Below are 15,152 nucleotides of genomic sequence, written 5' to 3' on the forward strand. Positions count from 1 at the left end.
TAGACCTACTCGATGCGGTAGAGGGTAAATCATGGATGCTAATATTATCCCTTACGGCACATAAAGGTATTCCTTCATGTTGATCACGGCATGGCACAGGTCATTCCAGGCCTGGATTTGCGGTTTTTCCGTTTTTGCCTCTTGGTAAACCGCGACTTGTCGTGCGAGAAACTCTTGTGCCAGGGTCACCTCCGGGGCTGTCGCCGGGCGACCAAAAATTTCGGCAAACATTCGCTGGATGCGGGCCTCTTCATTTTCAGGCAGCCGCTGCGTCAGCCGCAACGCCCAGCGCTCGGCCTGCTGCTTGACAAAGGGATCATTCATCAGGATCAGGGCTTGCGCCGGAACATTTGAGATATTTCGCCGACCCACGGTGCTAAATGGGACCGGGGTGTCAAAGGCTAAATTGAGGGGTGATAAAAAGTTTCGCCGGATGGCGACGTAGATGGAACGCCGTCCCTTGGCATCCAGGGGGCCGGATTCTCCCGGGCGCCCCCGGCCTGTCATAAATTCCGTCAAATGCACCGGCATCGGGGGGCCATATTCGGCGGTCGATAAATACCCCGACAACTGCAAGAGCGTGTCATGGATGACTTCCCCCGCCAGGCGCCGTGGCCGCTGCGCGTGTAAATACGTGTTTTGGGGATCGGCGGCCTGGGCCGCGGCCACCGGGACGGAACCGCGCTGATACGCCTGGGTCAGCATGATGCGCCGTATCAGCCGCTTGCGCGAGTAGCCATCTTGGGCAAAATCACGGGCCAACACATCTAACAATTCCGGGTGCGTGGGGGGCTGGCCCAAGACCCCGGCATTATCCACCGTGGGAAAAATTCCGATCACAAAGAGCTGCTGCCATATGCGATTCACCGCCGTCCGGGAAAAGAGGGGATTGGCGGGGTCAATGGTCGCCTGGGCGAGTTCCAACCGGCCGCAATGGGCGGGAGACCAGTGGGGATCTGCTTCGCCAGCCAGGGCGGCCAAAAAGCGACGGGGGACGGTCTCGCCCGTTGTTTTGGGATTTCCCCGTAACAAGATTCGATCCGCGCGCCCTGGAGCGTCGATCGCCGCATGCACGGTGTACGTGGGAGGGACATCGCGCAGGACCTCTTCGACACGCAGGCGCTGGCGCTGGAACTGCTCGAGCAAATCTTTGTCGGTCAATAGTTCCCCAGGGAGCAACCGCGCGGATTGTAACGTAATAAAGAGTTCGGCCAACGCCGCCTGGCCAGAGAGGCGATTTTCCCGCGCGGCCGCAACCAGGCTGCGCAGGACACGCTGGTAACGCGTTTGCCAGCCAGCGATTGTTTTGAGTTCCGCCGGTTCCACATTGGCCGAAAAGAGCGAACGCAATTCCGCCCGCTTTGCCCAGTTCTCGGGCGTGACGCGGATCTCGTCCACCGCCAGCCAGCCATCTCCCGGATCGACCAGTTCCAGATAGCCCGTCATTCCGACATACTTGTTCAGGTCCCCCGCGATTGTCACGGTGTGCCAGTTTTCGTTATTGATATTTTGAATCAGTCCCCGAAAAAGCAATGACTGATGGGCATCCATGCGATAATTCTGCACAACCAGGCGTATCTGGGCGTTTTTTCCCGCGGCGCGCACAAAAATCTGACTGCCAGTAATGGGAAAACTGGCGGAGCGTAATATCCCCTGAAAGCGCGGATGCAATCGCCGCGAATCGGCCACTCCCGGAAGAAACGCCAGAAGCAATGATCCTTCGGTGGCGGAAGGAGGGGAAATTTTTTCCGTGGGGATAGGCTGTGTTAGCCAATGTTCTCCCAGATTTGTCGGCCCCTGGCCAAATGCCTGGCCCAGCACGCGCCACTGGCCAAAGTCCGCGTGGGAAAAATCTTCCCAAGGTTGTAACGGTGTCTCCGCGGGAGGAAGTTCTGGCGGGGGGGGAGCCTGTTTATGCAAATAAATCTGCCGCGCAAACCAAAGTGGATGCTCTGGATCCTCCGTCAAGGGAGATTTGAACGCCCCTACCCAAGCCGCGACCAGGGAAGGCTCAACCTTTGCCGCCAGGGCGGCTTGATCGATAGCCTCGGTCGTGGCATCGGGAGCCAGAGTCCAGGCCACGCCGAGCGCGTCGGCCAGTTTGGCGGCATGATTTTCCTCCAGGCGGGTCCAATGCTGTAGGGAAGTCTTGCGCGCCAATTGTTGGTGTTGTTCGATCATGGCGGCGGCGCGGGTGTTTGCGTTATGGGGGTCCTGAATGGCCAGCCCCTCTTGCGTGCTGCGCATAATTCCCGTCAGCGCGGTATAGTCCCGCGCGCTGATCGCGTCAAATTTGTGGTCATGGCACCGCGCGCAGGCCACGGTCAGGCCGAGGAATGTCTTGCTATACACATCCAACATATTGTCGATGCGGTCCGCCTCGTGCTGGCGGACATCGACCGGGGCGTGCGTTTGTTCGTGCAAAAACCAGAAAGCGGTGGCCAGAATTGACTCGTTTGTCCCTTCCGTCGGATGCAGTCGGGGCTGTTCCAGCAAATCCCCCGCGATGTGCTCGCGCGCAAATTGATCATAAGGCACATCGGCATTGATGGCCCGGATCAGATAATCGCGGTAGCGCCACGGCTGATGAATATCAAAGTCAAATTCGTGGCCGTACGTCTCGGCATAGCGGACCAAATCTTGCCAGTGCCGGGCCCACCGTTCGCCAAAGCGGGGGGAGTCCAGCAGCTCATCGAGCAGCTTGGGCCAGGCGGCGGGGTCGGTATCGGCCACAAACGCCTCCACCCGTTCGGGGGGCGGTAACAATCCATGCAAGTCATAATATGCCCGGCGAATCAGTGTCCGGCGATCCGCCAGTGCCGCGGGTGCGAGGCCCCGCTCTTGCAATTTGGCCATGATCCATAAATCAATTGGGTCGGTTTCTTCGCTAGCTCCGGGAATGGTCGGCGGGGGGGGCGTGGAGAGCGGCTGCCAGCACCAGTGCGCCTCTTTACGTGCCTGCAAGTCAAACACCGGGGCGTTGGGTACGGTCGGCGCGCTTTCTTCCGGCCAGGCCGCCCCGTCGGCAATCCATTTGGTCAAAATGGCGATCTCCTCCGCAGGCAGTTTGTTCTTGGGGGGCATCTGATAAATTTCGCCATAATTGATGACATCAATCAACAGGCTTTTGGCCGGGTCTCCCGGGACAATCGCCGGGCCGGTGTCCCCCCCCTTTAGTAATCCCGCCCGCGAATCAACCACCAAACCCGCCTCTGGCTCCGCCAGCTTGTGGCTGTGGCATTCGCCGCAATGCTTGATCAACAGGGGGCGGACCGATGTTTCAAAAAACTCCAGTTGTGCCTCGGTAAATCGCGGGGCTTCCGGCTGTGGGGCGGGGGAAGCAGGCGACGGCGATGTCATGCCAGGCTCCGCGGCTCGAATGACCGTTGCCAAGATGAACATCCAAATCAGGCAAGTCCCCCTCTCTAGTCGGCAATGTTGAAAAAAACCAGCGGCCCAGCGCGAATTTGGGGGGAGTAAACTTTTCATAAGGTTTGCTTTGGTAATAATTAACAGCAGGGGAAAGACGCCGACGCGGATGGTCGGTAATAATGGCGGGAATCGGCTCGCAAAGGGGCTATAGCTATTTTAAAGCAACTTTTGCCGCCAAGCACTAGAAAAATGCGCTAAATGCCAGTCAATTGGCGTTTGTTTCCTTTCCCCCGCCCCCGGATTGTATGTCGCGAATTTATTTGGATCACGCCGCCACCTCTTTTCCCAAACCACCACAGGTCTATGCCGCGGTGAACATGGCCCTGCGCGAATGGGGAGTCGCCGCCGGACGGGGCACCACCCGCGAAGCCGTGGAAATCAACCGTATGCTCAGCCAAACTAGGCAACGGCTGGCTGAACTGTTAAATGCGACGGATCCCTGTGGCGTGGTATTTACTCAAAATGGGACCGCCGCGCTTAATCAGGCCCTGCATGGTTGGCTGCGTCCCGGAGACCATGTCATTTGCACCGCCGCCGATCATAATTCGGTCTTGCGCCCCTTGGCTTGGATGGCGGAGCAGACGGGTGTCTCGGTCACTTGCCTGCCGTGCTCCAGGAGCGGCTGGGTCGATCCAGATGATTTTTCCCGGCATTGGCATTCAAATACCCGACTGGTCACGATTTCTCACGCCAGTAATGTTACCGGCGTGGTCCAAGATGCCGCGGCGATAGGAAAGCTGGCGCAGGCTCGAAACACGGTCTTTTTGCTGGATGCGGCGCAAACACTGGGTTGTGTGCCGATCGATGTGCACGGTTGGGGAGTGGACCTGTTGGCGGCTCCCGGACATAAGGGATTATTTGGCCCCCTGGGAACGGGAATATTGTATGCCAGCCCTCGCTGCCAGGCGGAGTTACGCCCACTGCTTCAGGGTGGGACGGGCACCGTCAGCGAAAGCGAACAACAACCCGCCGACTGGCCGGAACGAATGGAGTCCGGTAATTTGAACGTTCCGGGAATCGCGGGACTGCTGGCGGGGGTAAATTGGGTGTTGGAGACGGGAGTCGCACGAATTCACGCCGACCAGCAACAACGGCGGCGGGATTTTGTGGATTTATTGCGTTCAGCCATAGGAGAACGGGTCAGCCTGTTTGGCTGCCAGTCATTGTCAGAATCGGTGGGGATTGTTAGCCTGAACGCGACGGACTGGGAACCCCAGGATCTGGCCGTGGTCCTGGATCAGCAATCTCCCCGCGTACAAATTCGCGCTGGCTTGCACTGTGCCCCGCGGATGCATGCCACCCTGGGAACAATTTCCCGGGGAGGAACCGCCCGCTTTAGTTGGGGACCGCTGAACACCTGGGAAGAATTGTCGCTAACGGGCCACCTGCTGCAACGACTTTTGACTTCGTGATCAATTTAATTTGTTAATTGTGATGAGCAAACAACCCTGGTATGCCGAGACGGGATTGCGTTTTACCTGCACGCAATGCGGCGATTGCTGCACGGGGACGCCGGGTTTTGTTTGGCTTAACGCCGCCGAGAGTGCCGCTATGGCCCAGCGGCTCAATCTTTCCTTGGCCGAGTTTCACGAAACCTACACCAAAAAAGTAGGTGCTCGCCGCTCCCTGATCGAGCGGGAAAATGGCGACTGCATTCTGCTCGACCCGGTTACTCGTGGTTGCACTGTCTACGAGGACCGGCCCCGCCAGTGCAAAACCTGGCCCTTTTGGGATTCCAATATCGAGTCCCCCCAAGCCTGGGCCGAGACCTGTTCCGCCTGCCCCGGTTGCAACCACGGCCGGTTGTATACTGTTAGCGAAATTCAAACCCAAGCGGCGGTGATCAAGCTTTAGACCTCTTGCCAGCCGGGACTTTGCCATGGCCCTTTTTACATGACAATGCCTCTTCATGAATTAAAAATCCAACTAAACAACGCCAGTCACCCAAATTGCCCCTTCTCTCTGGTTTTCTAGTTTTTCCCTGTTTTATCGGTTGTTGGGTTGATGACCTGGAATTTATGAGTTTCCACGGATAAAACGCCTAAAAATTGCCTGCGGTTACCCGCAATGCGCTGTTTAACAGTGGCTATACCCCCGATTTTTGACGGGGTCGGCAAGTAAATTGCGTACAATCGGCAGATATGGTTACGTTCGCTGGGTCCCTAATTTGCTTGACACTAATGCTTATGCCACCTACACTTGTAGCATCCCGCTGATTTTGCAAATGACGTTAAGTTGCATAGTTAAGGGAGTTTTTGGGACATCTCAGGCCTATTGCAGGCTTGTCACAGCATGCCGGGAAAAGTGCTTTACCATGACCAAGAAAGACATTGTCAAAACGATTGCCGACCATAGCGAGCTAACACAACTCAAAACCAAAGAAGTTGTGCAAAAGACGTTTAACGAGATCGTCAATATCCTGGTGGCGGATCGGCGGATTGAATTGCGTAATTTTGGCGTTTTTGAGGTCAAAAAGCGGGCGGCACGCAAAGCCCGGAACCCCCGCACCGGCGATAAAGTCTTTGTGGATGAAAAGTTTGTGGTGACGTTTAAGCCCGGAAAAGAGATGGAAGAACGCGTGCGTGAACTAGAACGAATGGAAGCCGCCAAGAAAGCAGCCGCCAAGGTCGCCACCGAGCATAACCATGCGGAACCTCCCCCTTCCGTCCCCGAAACTCCCTAATTTATCATCTTTTATTCATCACTTGCCTGTCGGGGTGGTGCCTTCGAGTCCTTACTCTTTGGCTCTTCACCGCTTGGTATAAATTCTAAGTCGCTATCTGGTCATGATTTAGCACTGGGCCAGGGGCTGATCGCCACAGTTCAATGACATTTCTCGTAGCGCTTTCCTGCTAGCGCGCTTTGGCAATCTGACGCGCCATACCAAAAGAGTTTTTTGTCTCTTTTAAGATAAAAATACGCCTTGTTTTAAGTCTATAAATGCCAAGTGGTTATCGACACAGGCTAAAAATTCTGGGAAATCCGCAAAATCGATTTAATCCCTACGATCGGATCATCCGATAATTATTGCGACATCAGTTCCCCAACACATGGGGGACGGGTTGATTTGGAAGAGTGATCAGGCGTCATTTTTCACTGGATCAGCCCCGGGAAGCGAAATTCGGACGGGACGACCGAACAAAGCACAACGACGGCGGATTCGCCACTTTGTTGGGCAGCGTCAGAATTCATGAAGGACCACACCATGCATAAAATGATTTTAGCAGTGTTGTTGGGAGCCACCCTGGTTGCAAACACGGGTTGTATCATCCCAATTTACTCTGGCGATCCTATGCGTCGTGCGGGGCAATTGCTGAATACCTCTGAAGATCTGCGTCAAATTGAGGACGATTGGGAACGGATTTGGTTCCTGGATCAGCCGTCGCACATGTCGCTTATGCGGACGCATGGCGGTATTCTATAGGTTGACTCCGTTGGCAATAAATCATCCTCGGCTGGCGTAATTTGCGCTAGCCGGCCAGCAATCTCCAAACTTCCGTCCCGGCGATCTGCCGTGCGGCGACCATAGCCAGCCACACGCCCAAAAGCGCGCTCCCCAGTCGCCGCGCGCTGCGGACGGTCGCGTCATTGAGGGAATTCCCCCCAAAGGCCAACTCAAATAACCCCGGCAAAACCGCGAAACTTCCCAGCGCCCCCGCCACCAGCAGGCACGCCGCGAGCGGGGATTCTCCCAAGTAAAGGTTTTGCCAGTTTGTGGGCAGCAAGAGTAAATTAGTCAGCCCCGTCAATATTTGTAACAGAATCGCCGCCAGGGCCAGTTGACTTCCGCTGCGCAGCGCTCTCAAGGCGGCCATCTCGCCGGTTGGTCCAGCGGTCGCCAGCCTTTGCGGCATATGTAACAACGTTACCCCGACAGATAATAGCATCGCCCCCCAGTGATGAATCACACGGCCCCAGACATCGGCGCGGCCCAGCAATGTACGATAAAGATCGCGGGTGAGGGGATCGTTTGCCAGATTTGCCGTGGTGATCAACGTGGAAAACATGACAAACAGCAGGGGAAAGTGATAGGTGGTATTGGCCCCCGCCAATAGATTTAAGACGGCGGACCCCCAGCCGGGGAATGACATCTCTTCTTTATGGCGTCGCGCATCCAGCCACAATGCCAAAAGTTGACACGCTAGTGAGAATCCCAGCGTTCCCAGCATGGATGCCCAGCGCGTGCCCCAAAGTCGCGTCATCGCCGCGGAAACAGATAAGTCTGGATCGCTCGCGAATGCCGCATGCACACCCCACAGCAAAAATCCCAATCCCACGCCTAAACTCAGCGCTGCAAGGCTAACCCCAGCCAGACGCCGGATGACCAACAGCCGCGCGGTTGCCTCCGCCGGCGCTAATTTGCGAAAAAATGCCACAAGTTCCCAGATTCCCGCGACCAACGGTCCCACGCTTCCCACGCCCACCAGGACCAGGTGCAAAGTCAAAACAGGGATGATCAACCAGATCATGGGCGAGCAGAAATTGGTTAAAAAAGCGATTAAATGAACGCCGTAGGACGTAATTTTGAACGTTGTGTTATCCGGCTAGCAATTTGCCAAAAAGGGACGTAAACTAATTTTAGTTCAGCAAGGGCTGATTGTCATGCGGGCAGTGTGTGGCAGAGGCAAAATTGGCAGTAAGAGCAAAGATAGCAGTCGTGTGTAGATTGCAGGGAGCAAGTTGATTACAGAGGGCAAAAAGCTGAACTTTCATTCTGCATTCATACTTCTAAATTTGACTTCGGGCGGTTAGCTCAGTTGGTTAGAGCGACTGGTTTACACCCAGTAGGTCGCGGGTTCGAATCCCCCACCGCCCATTGGATATGTTTGCCGTTCCCGGGAATCTGCAAATTCCCCACGATTTTCGCATATCGGGTTTCTTGAATACCCCCCAGTTCCCCCTAGTTCCGCAACTGTTTGCCGTTCTATTGCCGTTTTTTTCGGGGCAGTCAATTTTTCTTTTGAGTATTCACCCCGCACCGCTTTAGCGTGCTCATCACCTTTGGCCCGCAAGTAGTGCTTGGCCATCACTTCCACGGAATGACCGAGCCATTCCGCCGCCTTGGGAATAGGCACCCCGGCTTCGATGAGGTCCGTTTCGAATGATCCCCGCATGGCGTGCCATGCCTTGGGCCATGCTGGCAATCCGGCTTTGGTCCGAATGTCCATCAAAGTTGACCGCAGGTTCGTATGACGCCAGTCGCCGTTGCAATCGGCTTGGCTTCGATGTTTGGAAATAACGAATACCGCCCCCTCTGGGGCCATATCCCAACATTCCTGCAAATATTGCCGTATCTCGGGGAATATGGGGATTGTCCGCGTTTGCTTGGTCTTGGGGCTGTGGAACATGATTTCTTCCCGTTCCCAGTTCACGCTTTGCCATTTCAAGGTTAGGGCTTCGCAGGGCACCCGGAATCCAGCAAACCGCGATAGTGCCACCAGCAACCGCCATTCGGCATTAGGGCAATGCTCGATGAGTCGCCGGGCCTGTTCCGCTTCTACGTACACATTGCGGGAGTCATCAACGGTGGCTTTAATTGAAACTTTGTGGAATGGATTTTTGCGAATCACTTTAGGGGTCAAATCGGCGAATATCGTCTTGATGAGTCGCAATCGCTTATGGGCCGTGCTCGGGGCGAGGGTCCGCTTCTGTCCCTTTTGTTTGACCAACTTTTCCGACAAGAGCCAATTCTTAAAAGCTTGGGCGTGCTCGTGGTGAATCTCATTCACTTTTTTATCCGCCCCAAAAAATTGGATGAGTGAATCGGTTGATTGTTTCCAAATGGCTTTGGTGGCCGCCGCTCCCGCGTGCGAATCGACATATCTTTGTGCCGCCTGGGCCACGGTGGGAATTACCTTGGCCTGGGGGCATAGTCCGCCATCGGCCAACTTTTTGTAAAACTTGGGTGTTAGACCCCGCAACCAGAGCTTGGCTTCCTGGGGCATCCCCGCGTTTTTATCGCGGGCGGATTCCAAGAGTTCGACAAAATATTCCACGCGTTTGGCTTCGGCTCGTTTCATCACCCCCAGGCTGACCGCTTTGCGTTTGCCATCGGCATCAAAGAATTGCACGTGCCACCGTCCGGCTTTGGTACTGTAAAGGTTGGCCATGTTATTTGTTTCCTGGGGGTTGTTCTGTCACAATTACCCGCAACCGCAGCACCCGGGCCACGCGGTCCAGGTTATCAAGGCTAAGCCCTGCTTGCTTGTGCACAAATCGATGTAAACACTCGGCGGGTACTTTGGACAACTGGGCCAAGCGATAGCGGCTCATGCCGCAATTCAAAATCGCTTGACGGATGCCATCGGTAAAGGTTTCTCTTTTTGCCATATACACAAGTATATCGGCATGTTGATTTACAGTCAATTAGGTTGATTCTCAAATTTGCCATTAGCGGGCCGGTTGGTCGGTTGGTATCCAAGGTCGCATTCATGGTCAAATCGCTTTGTAATGCAATCCTGTGCGGTCGGTTTTTCGCCACCGCTGCATCGGGAGTGCTTGGCTTGGCAAGTAGGTACAAAGTAGTAGGTTCAAAATTGGAATAATTACAATTTTGAAAACGCACAGCCACGTTTACAAACCGCGTAGCCGACAATCGCTTCCTCAACCGCTGCATCGGGGGTGGAGGGCGCGGCCAGGAGGTATAGGGTGGATTAGTCAAAAAACGACAATTTGTCGGATTTGAATCTGCCTGCCACCTGCATCATTCTCTGTGCGTTGCGCTCACTCCAGCCAAACTCTTTCTCCAGCCACTTGCCGAATTCGCCGTGAGGTAGGTTGGTCAAAATGGCAAATCAAGCGGATTAGGTTCCCGGTTGGCATACAACTTGGCCTCCGCCAAAAACGCCCTGATGCCTGCCCGCTCTTGGTCGGTCTCTGGCCCCCTGACCTGGGGTAGGTCAAACGTCACTTCCGCCACCTGCCGGACGTTCAATTCCACGGGCCATAACTCCCCTTGCCGGTCTACCGTTTGTCCCCGCCCCCGTCGTTTTTTGGTTTTTGCTGGCATCCGTGCCCCCTGTTAAATTGGGTAATCTGCAAACCGTTTCAAAGTGTGCCAAGTTTCAAAGAGTGCCATATACATTTTCTGTTGGCACACTTTAAATCCAGACGGGAAAATACGGGTCCAAATCAAAGTGTGCCAACTCATCGGGTACATGGCACACTTTAAAAGTGATACGCTTTAAAAATCCACATTGGGGAGTTTCCAGGTCCACTTGCCATGCCGCCCCCCCTGCCGCTCACTAAGGATATTTAGCTCCCCCTTGGCCCGCCATAACGTCCGCCTGGGGATGCCTTGGGCCTGGGCCATTCTCTCTAGCTCGCCGCTCTCTTTTGGTCCAAACTCCAGGGCCGATTGCAAAAACGCTATGGCACCGTCCAAGCTTTCCGCTTTCCGGTCGCCGCCGCCGGGCTTATGGTTCAAAGCTTCGTCGGCGGATATTTCCACGGGGTCCGCACCCCATGCCACTTGGGAATCCACAATTTGGAATGACAATCCAAACACGTCCGGGGCGATATTGCTTTTGGTTGGAAGTAGCAACCGCGTCGCTGGGTCATCGGGGCTTTTGCTAATTGTCCATGCCGTCCGCACCATGCCGACAATCGAGATAGACCCGCTTGTACGATAAATGGCATTGCCGCCGCCGCTCTTGTTTAAGTGGGCAATCAGTACAATCGCGGCCCCCGTACGCTGGGCGAGTCCTTTGAGTGGGTCCAATGCCTGCCTGATTTCGCCCGAGTCATTCTGTTTGACGCCGGCCAAGTAGCTGCTAATCGGGTCGATTATGATAAGCTTGCAATCTTCGATGCCGCTCGCCGCCTGTTCCAAAATGTCCAGGTCATGCCGCAAGCAAAATTGCCGCTCTTGGTCGCCTGTTCTTATGGCATCCAAAAGGTAAATATGGCCCACGTCGGCACCCATGCAGTCCAGGCGGGGCCGGATTGTGTCCGCCGCGTCATCCTCCGCATTTAAGATGAGCACACTTCCCCGAGGGGCCGAACAACTCGGGGCATCGGGCCACGGGCTGCCCAATGATACCCGCGTTGCCAAATCTAAGGATATGAAACTTTTGCCTAGTCCGGGGTCGCCCGATATGAGGGTCACTTTGCCGCAAGCGATACGCTGGGGCCAGAGCCAAGTTATTTCTTCGGGTTGAACGTCATTCATGCAAATGAGCCTTGGGGTTGTGGTGGTGGATATTTCGCCATCGGCTTTGCGGGCCGCGTCCTGGGCCAGGGCAATCAGCCATCTACCGTCCAGGGTTGTACCGTCCTGTTCATGGCATCTTGCATCTATGGCCAAACTGGCTAGGCAAGCTTGCTCCACAAATGCCATGCGTTCTTTGGCCGCGTCCAGGTCGATAACATCCGAAAATACGGACTGGCCATTCTCAATAATCTCAAATTTGCGTTTGCCAATTTTCGATAGCGGTCCCGCTTTGACTTCGATATTCATGCTCGCACCCGCCGCCGCGTTGCGGTCTGTTTGGGTACGCTTCCCAATTGAATAGCCTGGGGTTCCGCTGTCGTTTCCGGCTCTTTGATTGCGATAATGGCCCGGGCCAGACCCTGGGCGAATTGGGGCATCATCCGCCGCTCGGGCAGGGGGAATTCACTCAATAGCAACTCCACCGCCGCCAGTTCTTCCCGTGCGGTTCCCACGCAATAGCGGGGCCGGACTGGCCCACGCTGACCACGCTGGCGGGCCAAATCCTGGGCCACTTCCCGCAAAATAAATCGGGCATCAAACTCTGTAAAATCCGTGTCATGCATGATAAAATTTCCTTGTGCTATGCGGCCTGGGCTGCCACCCGTCGCCGCGTGATGTTGGGGGTTAAGCTATGGGGCCGGGCGGGTCAAACCGTCCGGCTCTTGTTTTTCATAATCCTCTGTGTTGCCAGGGTCTTGGCCGCTTTGCGTAATAGCTGCCGCACTGGAATAAGCAGTGTTTGCAGCTTGTCCTGCTCGGCACTTGGTGCACGTGTTTTTCTCAACCAAGCCCCGAGAGACTTCAGGCGATATTTAGCACTTCTAAAAATCTCGTCTGTCTTGGCTTTTAGGTCGCCCGGTTCGTCGCCATCAACGTCCGGGTCGGAATCGAGCAATTCAACTCGCTTGGGCTTTTGAGGAATTGCATCTTTGAGTTTCAATGCTCCCGATGCCACCTGCTGCAATGTTCCCTCTGGCACATGTCCAGCCGCTTCAGCCTTGGCTAGTGCCACCGCTTGACGGGCTTTGTGCATCGACGTTCCCGCCCGGGCCGCCACTTTGCCAACCGTGCTGTTTGCGTCTTTTGCTTTGGTATCGCGTTTATCAGGTGGAGACGATTTCGTCTCCGCCTGCTCCTTGGCCTTGCCTGTCGGATTACCGCTCTTACCCTTCTCAAATTGCGTTGCCTTTTGCTTCGCTTCGTTCTCCGCTTCGATAAGTGGAACAATACAAGCGGACGCCGCCACGCGTTGATCTTCGGTTAAATGACGCCGCGTTGCGTTCGTTTCGTATATCCACTGTGACAACGTGTTCTTACACTGTGGCTCCCATTCAGTACGCGGAATATCATCACGCCACTTACCAAGCGATTTCAAATGCTCGATTGCCCGTAGGCGGTTGCGTCCATCGACCAGCACGCCATCAAAAAAGACGATTGGTTCAAGCAAGCCAAATCGCTCAATTGAATAAACCAAGTTTTCAAATTCTTCCCCTTCCACAAGAGGAAAGATTGATGCCGCTGGATGCACCTTGTAACCGCAGATTGTTTCTTGTGGTTCGCTCATATGGCACCCCCATTAACTGGTTGGGCTTGCAAGCCATCGAGCCACGCGTTTAACTGCTTTGGGCGATAGAGCACCCGCCGCCCAAGTTTGACCGCTGGAATCTCCCCCTCTCGGGTCTTTTTGCGTAACGTCTTTAAGCAAATCGAGAGTAGCTTCGCCGCCTGTTTGGCGTTGACCAAAATAGGCTTGGTTGGCTTAGGTTGGGGTTGGCGGTAGATACTCATCGAGCACCCCCTTGGTCCGCCTGGGCGTGCTTTAAGAGTGCCCGGATTGTTCGCCACTGAAAGCGAATCTCCCCATCGGGCAAAATAACATGCGGGAGTTTCCCCCGCTTGGCCAATCGTTCGGCTTTGCCTAGCGGCCAGCCTAGTCGCCGGTCAATGTCGGCTGTGAGCAATAATCGCGGCATCATAGATAATGGCTCCTGAGTTAAGGGGCTTGCGATATGCTTCCCCTAAACTCAGTCCCACCAACACGCCGCCAAGAGCTTTAGTTACCTTTTGGCACCTTTTGGCACCTTTCGTTTTCTAATCGAGCCACCAATAACCGGGGCCACTTTTCCAGTCCGGCCATAACAATAGGTTTCCTCTCCAACTGCCTGTAGGCTCGCGGGCTTGTGTTCGCTTTTGGTAAACTCAACTTCGAGATTATCCCACCATTCCAAGAGCCGGGCCTTGTCACACTTCGGGGGCTGTCCCTTTTGGCCAAAAATAATAGGGCCGTTGTAGGAGGTGTTTAATTGCTTTATCCGCCGTTGATTCTCGGGGTTGGCTTTCATCCCCACCGCGTCCAAAATCTCGGCGAAATTAAAAAGCCATTGTTTAGGGGGCTTGTCGCTCGCCCGTCGATTGTCCGGGGCCGGTTCGCTATCGAGGGGCCGCATCGTCGCCGCCGCTGCCCGCAGTTTGCCCGCCGCGTCATCCGTTGGCTTTCCGGTCATCATCTGCCCCAGCACCACCAGGGCCGCATTTATAGCGTGCCTGAGCGATAGCGTGCTCTCGTCGCCCGCCCGCTGTAGCTCGGTGTAAATCACCTGGGCCGGTCGATGCCCATTAGAGATTGCATAACCGCTCGGGCGAGTATCGAGGTAACGTCCGATAAGTCGCCGCATCAATGGGCTGTTGCCAGCTTCGAGGGCCTGGGCAATTGTCTCTAGCTGTTCCGCGTGCCAATGTAGTTCCCCTGCCATGATCGCATCCTTGCCATAAGAGGTTGCGGGCGTTGACTGGCAAGAGCCTAGCTTTGTTGGCAAGGATAGACGGTCCCTTGCCAGCCAACTGATTACAATTCGCCGCGTTGCAACACGCCGAATCCACCGCTTCATAAAGTATATGCAAGTTCAGTGTGCAAAGTAACACCCCCCGCCAGTACCCCCCAACACCGCACCGCAAAGAATCTCAATTTGGAAGTGGAAAGTCGCGAAACAAAGAGCGATTTTTATCGACCGCATCGCTATAATGGCCAGAAAGTACCTTGATTAGGGGGGCACCCCCCCCCGTCATCGTAGGTTCTCCTTACCAAACGCCTTAAATGCGGTCGCCAAGCATCCTACCCCCCGAACCAAAATACTTTCTTTCCAAAAATACTTGACACGCCTGGGGGGCTTGGGGGGCGGTCTGTCCTAAACAAAAAACCCCGCCACTGAGAGAAACAGTAGCGGGGTCGCACTTGGCTTTACCCCATCACAAAGCTTCGAACAACCAAACGGGGCTTCGTGAATCGAAACCAAGCAAGCTTGCGGGGGATGTTCCCCGCCGTTTTATCGTCGGCTTGGCGGGGTCTTTAGCTCCCGCACCAATTTCTTAAGGGCGTCGATTCTGGACATGCCAGACTGTTCCAATTCCGCCACCTTGCGGGCCGTCACATTTTCAGCCGGTCGCCGCGAAAAGGGCGGCGGGTTCGGTCGATGCCATGTGGCCTGTGGCGTCGGCATGTGTCGGGGTT

The 15,152-nt window shown here is 55.1% G+C and carries 17 protein-coding genes and 1 tRNA gene; 7 read left to right on the forward strand and 11 right to left on the reverse strand.

From position 1 onward, the window contains the following. Nucleotides 1-51: 51 nt before the first annotated feature. Nucleotides 52-3,489 carry a PSD1 and planctomycete cytochrome C domain-containing protein gene (locus SFX18_08660; protein ID MDX1963211.1) on the reverse strand — a complete coding sequence of 1,146 codons (3,438 nt, stop codon included), beginning with the start codon at nucleotides 3,487-3,489 and terminating at the stop codon, nucleotides 52-54. A gap of 188 nt (nucleotides 3,490-3,677) precedes the next feature. Here SFX18_08660 and SFX18_08665 point away from each other — a divergent pair, with 188 nt between their 5' ends. From SFX18_08665 to SFX18_08680, 4 genes are all read left to right on the forward strand, one after another. Then, nucleotides 3,678-4,844, forward strand: coding sequence for an aminotransferase class V-fold PLP-dependent enzyme (locus tag SFX18_08665; GenBank protein ID MDX1963212.1), 1,167 nt, complete (start codon nucleotides 3,678-3,680; stop codon nucleotides 4,842-4,844). Nucleotides 4,845-4,866: 22 nt separating this feature from the next. Beyond that, on the forward strand, nucleotides 4,867-5,286 hold the full coding sequence (locus SFX18_08670) for a YkgJ family cysteine cluster protein (protein ID MDX1963213.1): 420 nt from the start codon (nucleotides 4,867-4,869) through the stop codon (nucleotides 5,284-5,286). A gap of 460 nt (nucleotides 5,287-5,746) precedes the next feature. Next, nucleotides 5,747-6,115, forward strand: coding sequence for an HU family DNA-binding protein (locus tag SFX18_08675; GenBank protein ID MDX1963214.1), 369 nt, complete (start codon nucleotides 5,747-5,749; stop codon nucleotides 6,113-6,115). A gap of 522 nt (nucleotides 6,116-6,637) precedes the next feature. Next, nucleotides 6,638-6,856 (forward strand): hypothetical protein, encoded by a 219-nt coding sequence (locus SFX18_08680; GenBank protein MDX1963215.1) that lies wholly within the window; start codon nucleotides 6,638-6,640, stop codon nucleotides 6,854-6,856. A 46-nt stretch (nucleotides 6,857-6,902) separates the two neighbouring features. Here SFX18_08680 and SFX18_08685 read toward each other — a convergent pair whose 3' ends face one another. Then, a complete protein-coding gene (locus SFX18_08685; protein MDX1963216.1) occupies nucleotides 6,903-7,901 on the reverse strand; it encodes a hypothetical protein in 999 nt (332 codons plus the stop codon). Nucleotides 7,902-8,174: 273 nt separating this feature from the next. Between SFX18_08685 and SFX18_08690 the strand changes: the two genes are divergently transcribed. The 3 genes from SFX18_08690 (at nucleotide 8,175) to SFX18_08700 (ending at nucleotide 9,330) form a co-directional block, all read left to right on the forward strand. Next, nucleotides 8,175-8,248: transfer RNA gene (locus tag SFX18_08690), tRNA-Val, on the forward strand. A gap of 373 nt (nucleotides 8,249-8,621) precedes the next feature. Further along, a complete protein-coding gene (locus tag SFX18_08695; protein MDX1963217.1) occupies nucleotides 8,622-8,825 on the forward strand; it encodes a hypothetical protein in 204 nt (67 codons plus the stop codon). 361 nt (nucleotides 8,826-9,186) lie between these two features. Continuing rightward, nucleotides 9,187-9,330: a hypothetical protein gene (locus tag SFX18_08700; GenBank protein ID MDX1963218.1), complete on the forward strand. Its 144-nt coding sequence runs from the start codon at nucleotides 9,187-9,189 to the stop codon at nucleotides 9,328-9,330. Nucleotides 9,331-9,543: 213 nt separating this feature from the next. Here SFX18_08700 and SFX18_08705 read toward each other — a convergent pair whose 3' ends face one another. The 9 genes from SFX18_08705 to SFX18_08745 all read right to left on the reverse strand — a co-directional run bounded on the left by SFX18_08705 (nucleotide 9,544) and on the right by SFX18_08745 (nucleotide 15,141). After that, nucleotides 9,544-9,762 carry a helix-turn-helix domain-containing protein gene (locus SFX18_08705; GenBank protein ID MDX1963219.1) on the reverse strand — a complete coding sequence of 73 codons (219 nt, stop codon included), beginning with the start codon at nucleotides 9,760-9,762 and terminating at the stop codon, nucleotides 9,544-9,546. A gap of 451 nt (nucleotides 9,763-10,213) precedes the next feature. Then, nucleotides 10,214-10,441, reverse strand: a complete 228-nt coding sequence (locus tag SFX18_08710) for a hypothetical protein (protein ID MDX1963220.1) — start codon at nucleotides 10,439-10,441, stop codon at nucleotides 10,214-10,216. A 174-nt stretch (nucleotides 10,442-10,615) separates the two neighbouring features. Beyond that, nucleotides 10,616-11,890: an AAA family ATPase gene (locus tag SFX18_08715; GenBank protein ID MDX1963221.1), complete on the reverse strand. Its 1,275-nt coding sequence runs from the start codon at nucleotides 11,888-11,890 to the stop codon at nucleotides 10,616-10,618. After that, on the reverse strand, nucleotides 11,887-12,207 hold the full coding sequence (locus SFX18_08720; GenBank protein MDX1963222.1) for a hypothetical protein: 321 nt from the start codon (nucleotides 12,205-12,207) through the stop codon (nucleotides 11,887-11,889). Before SFX18_08720 ends, SFX18_08715 begins: the two co-directional genes overlap by 4 nt. Before the next feature lie 83 nt (nucleotides 12,208-12,290). Further along, on the reverse strand, nucleotides 12,291-13,208 hold the full coding sequence (locus SFX18_08725; GenBank protein MDX1963223.1) for a hypothetical protein: 918 nt from the start codon (nucleotides 13,206-13,208) through the stop codon (nucleotides 12,291-12,293). Next, on the reverse strand, nucleotides 13,205-13,432 hold the full coding sequence (locus SFX18_08730) for a helix-turn-helix domain-containing protein (protein MDX1963224.1): 228 nt from the start codon (nucleotides 13,430-13,432) through the stop codon (nucleotides 13,205-13,207). Before SFX18_08730 ends, SFX18_08725 begins: the two co-directional genes overlap by 4 nt. Further along, the gene (locus tag SFX18_08735; GenBank protein ID MDX1963225.1) at nucleotides 13,429-13,620 is read right to left on the reverse strand and encodes a hypothetical protein; all 192 of its coding nucleotides are present in this window, start codon (nucleotides 13,618-13,620) and stop codon (nucleotides 13,429-13,431) included. The genes SFX18_08730 and SFX18_08735 overlap by 4 nt, the downstream gene beginning before the upstream one ends. Before the next feature lie 81 nt (nucleotides 13,621-13,701). Next, complete coding sequence (locus tag SFX18_08740; GenBank protein ID MDX1963226.1) at nucleotides 13,702-14,460, reverse strand: hypothetical protein; 759 nt, start codon at nucleotides 14,458-14,460, stop codon at nucleotides 13,702-13,704. A gap of 507 nt (nucleotides 14,461-14,967) precedes the next feature. Then, the gene (locus tag SFX18_08745; GenBank protein ID MDX1963227.1) at nucleotides 14,968-15,141 is read right to left on the reverse strand and encodes a hypothetical protein; all 174 of its coding nucleotides are present in this window, start codon (nucleotides 15,139-15,141) and stop codon (nucleotides 14,968-14,970) included. Between the last annotated feature and the right edge of the window lie 11 nt (nucleotides 15,142-15,152).

It is taken from the genome of Pirellulales bacterium (assembly GCA_033762255.1).
Lineage (GTDB): Bacteria > Planctomycetota > Planctomycetia > Pirellulales > JALHPA01 > JANRLT01.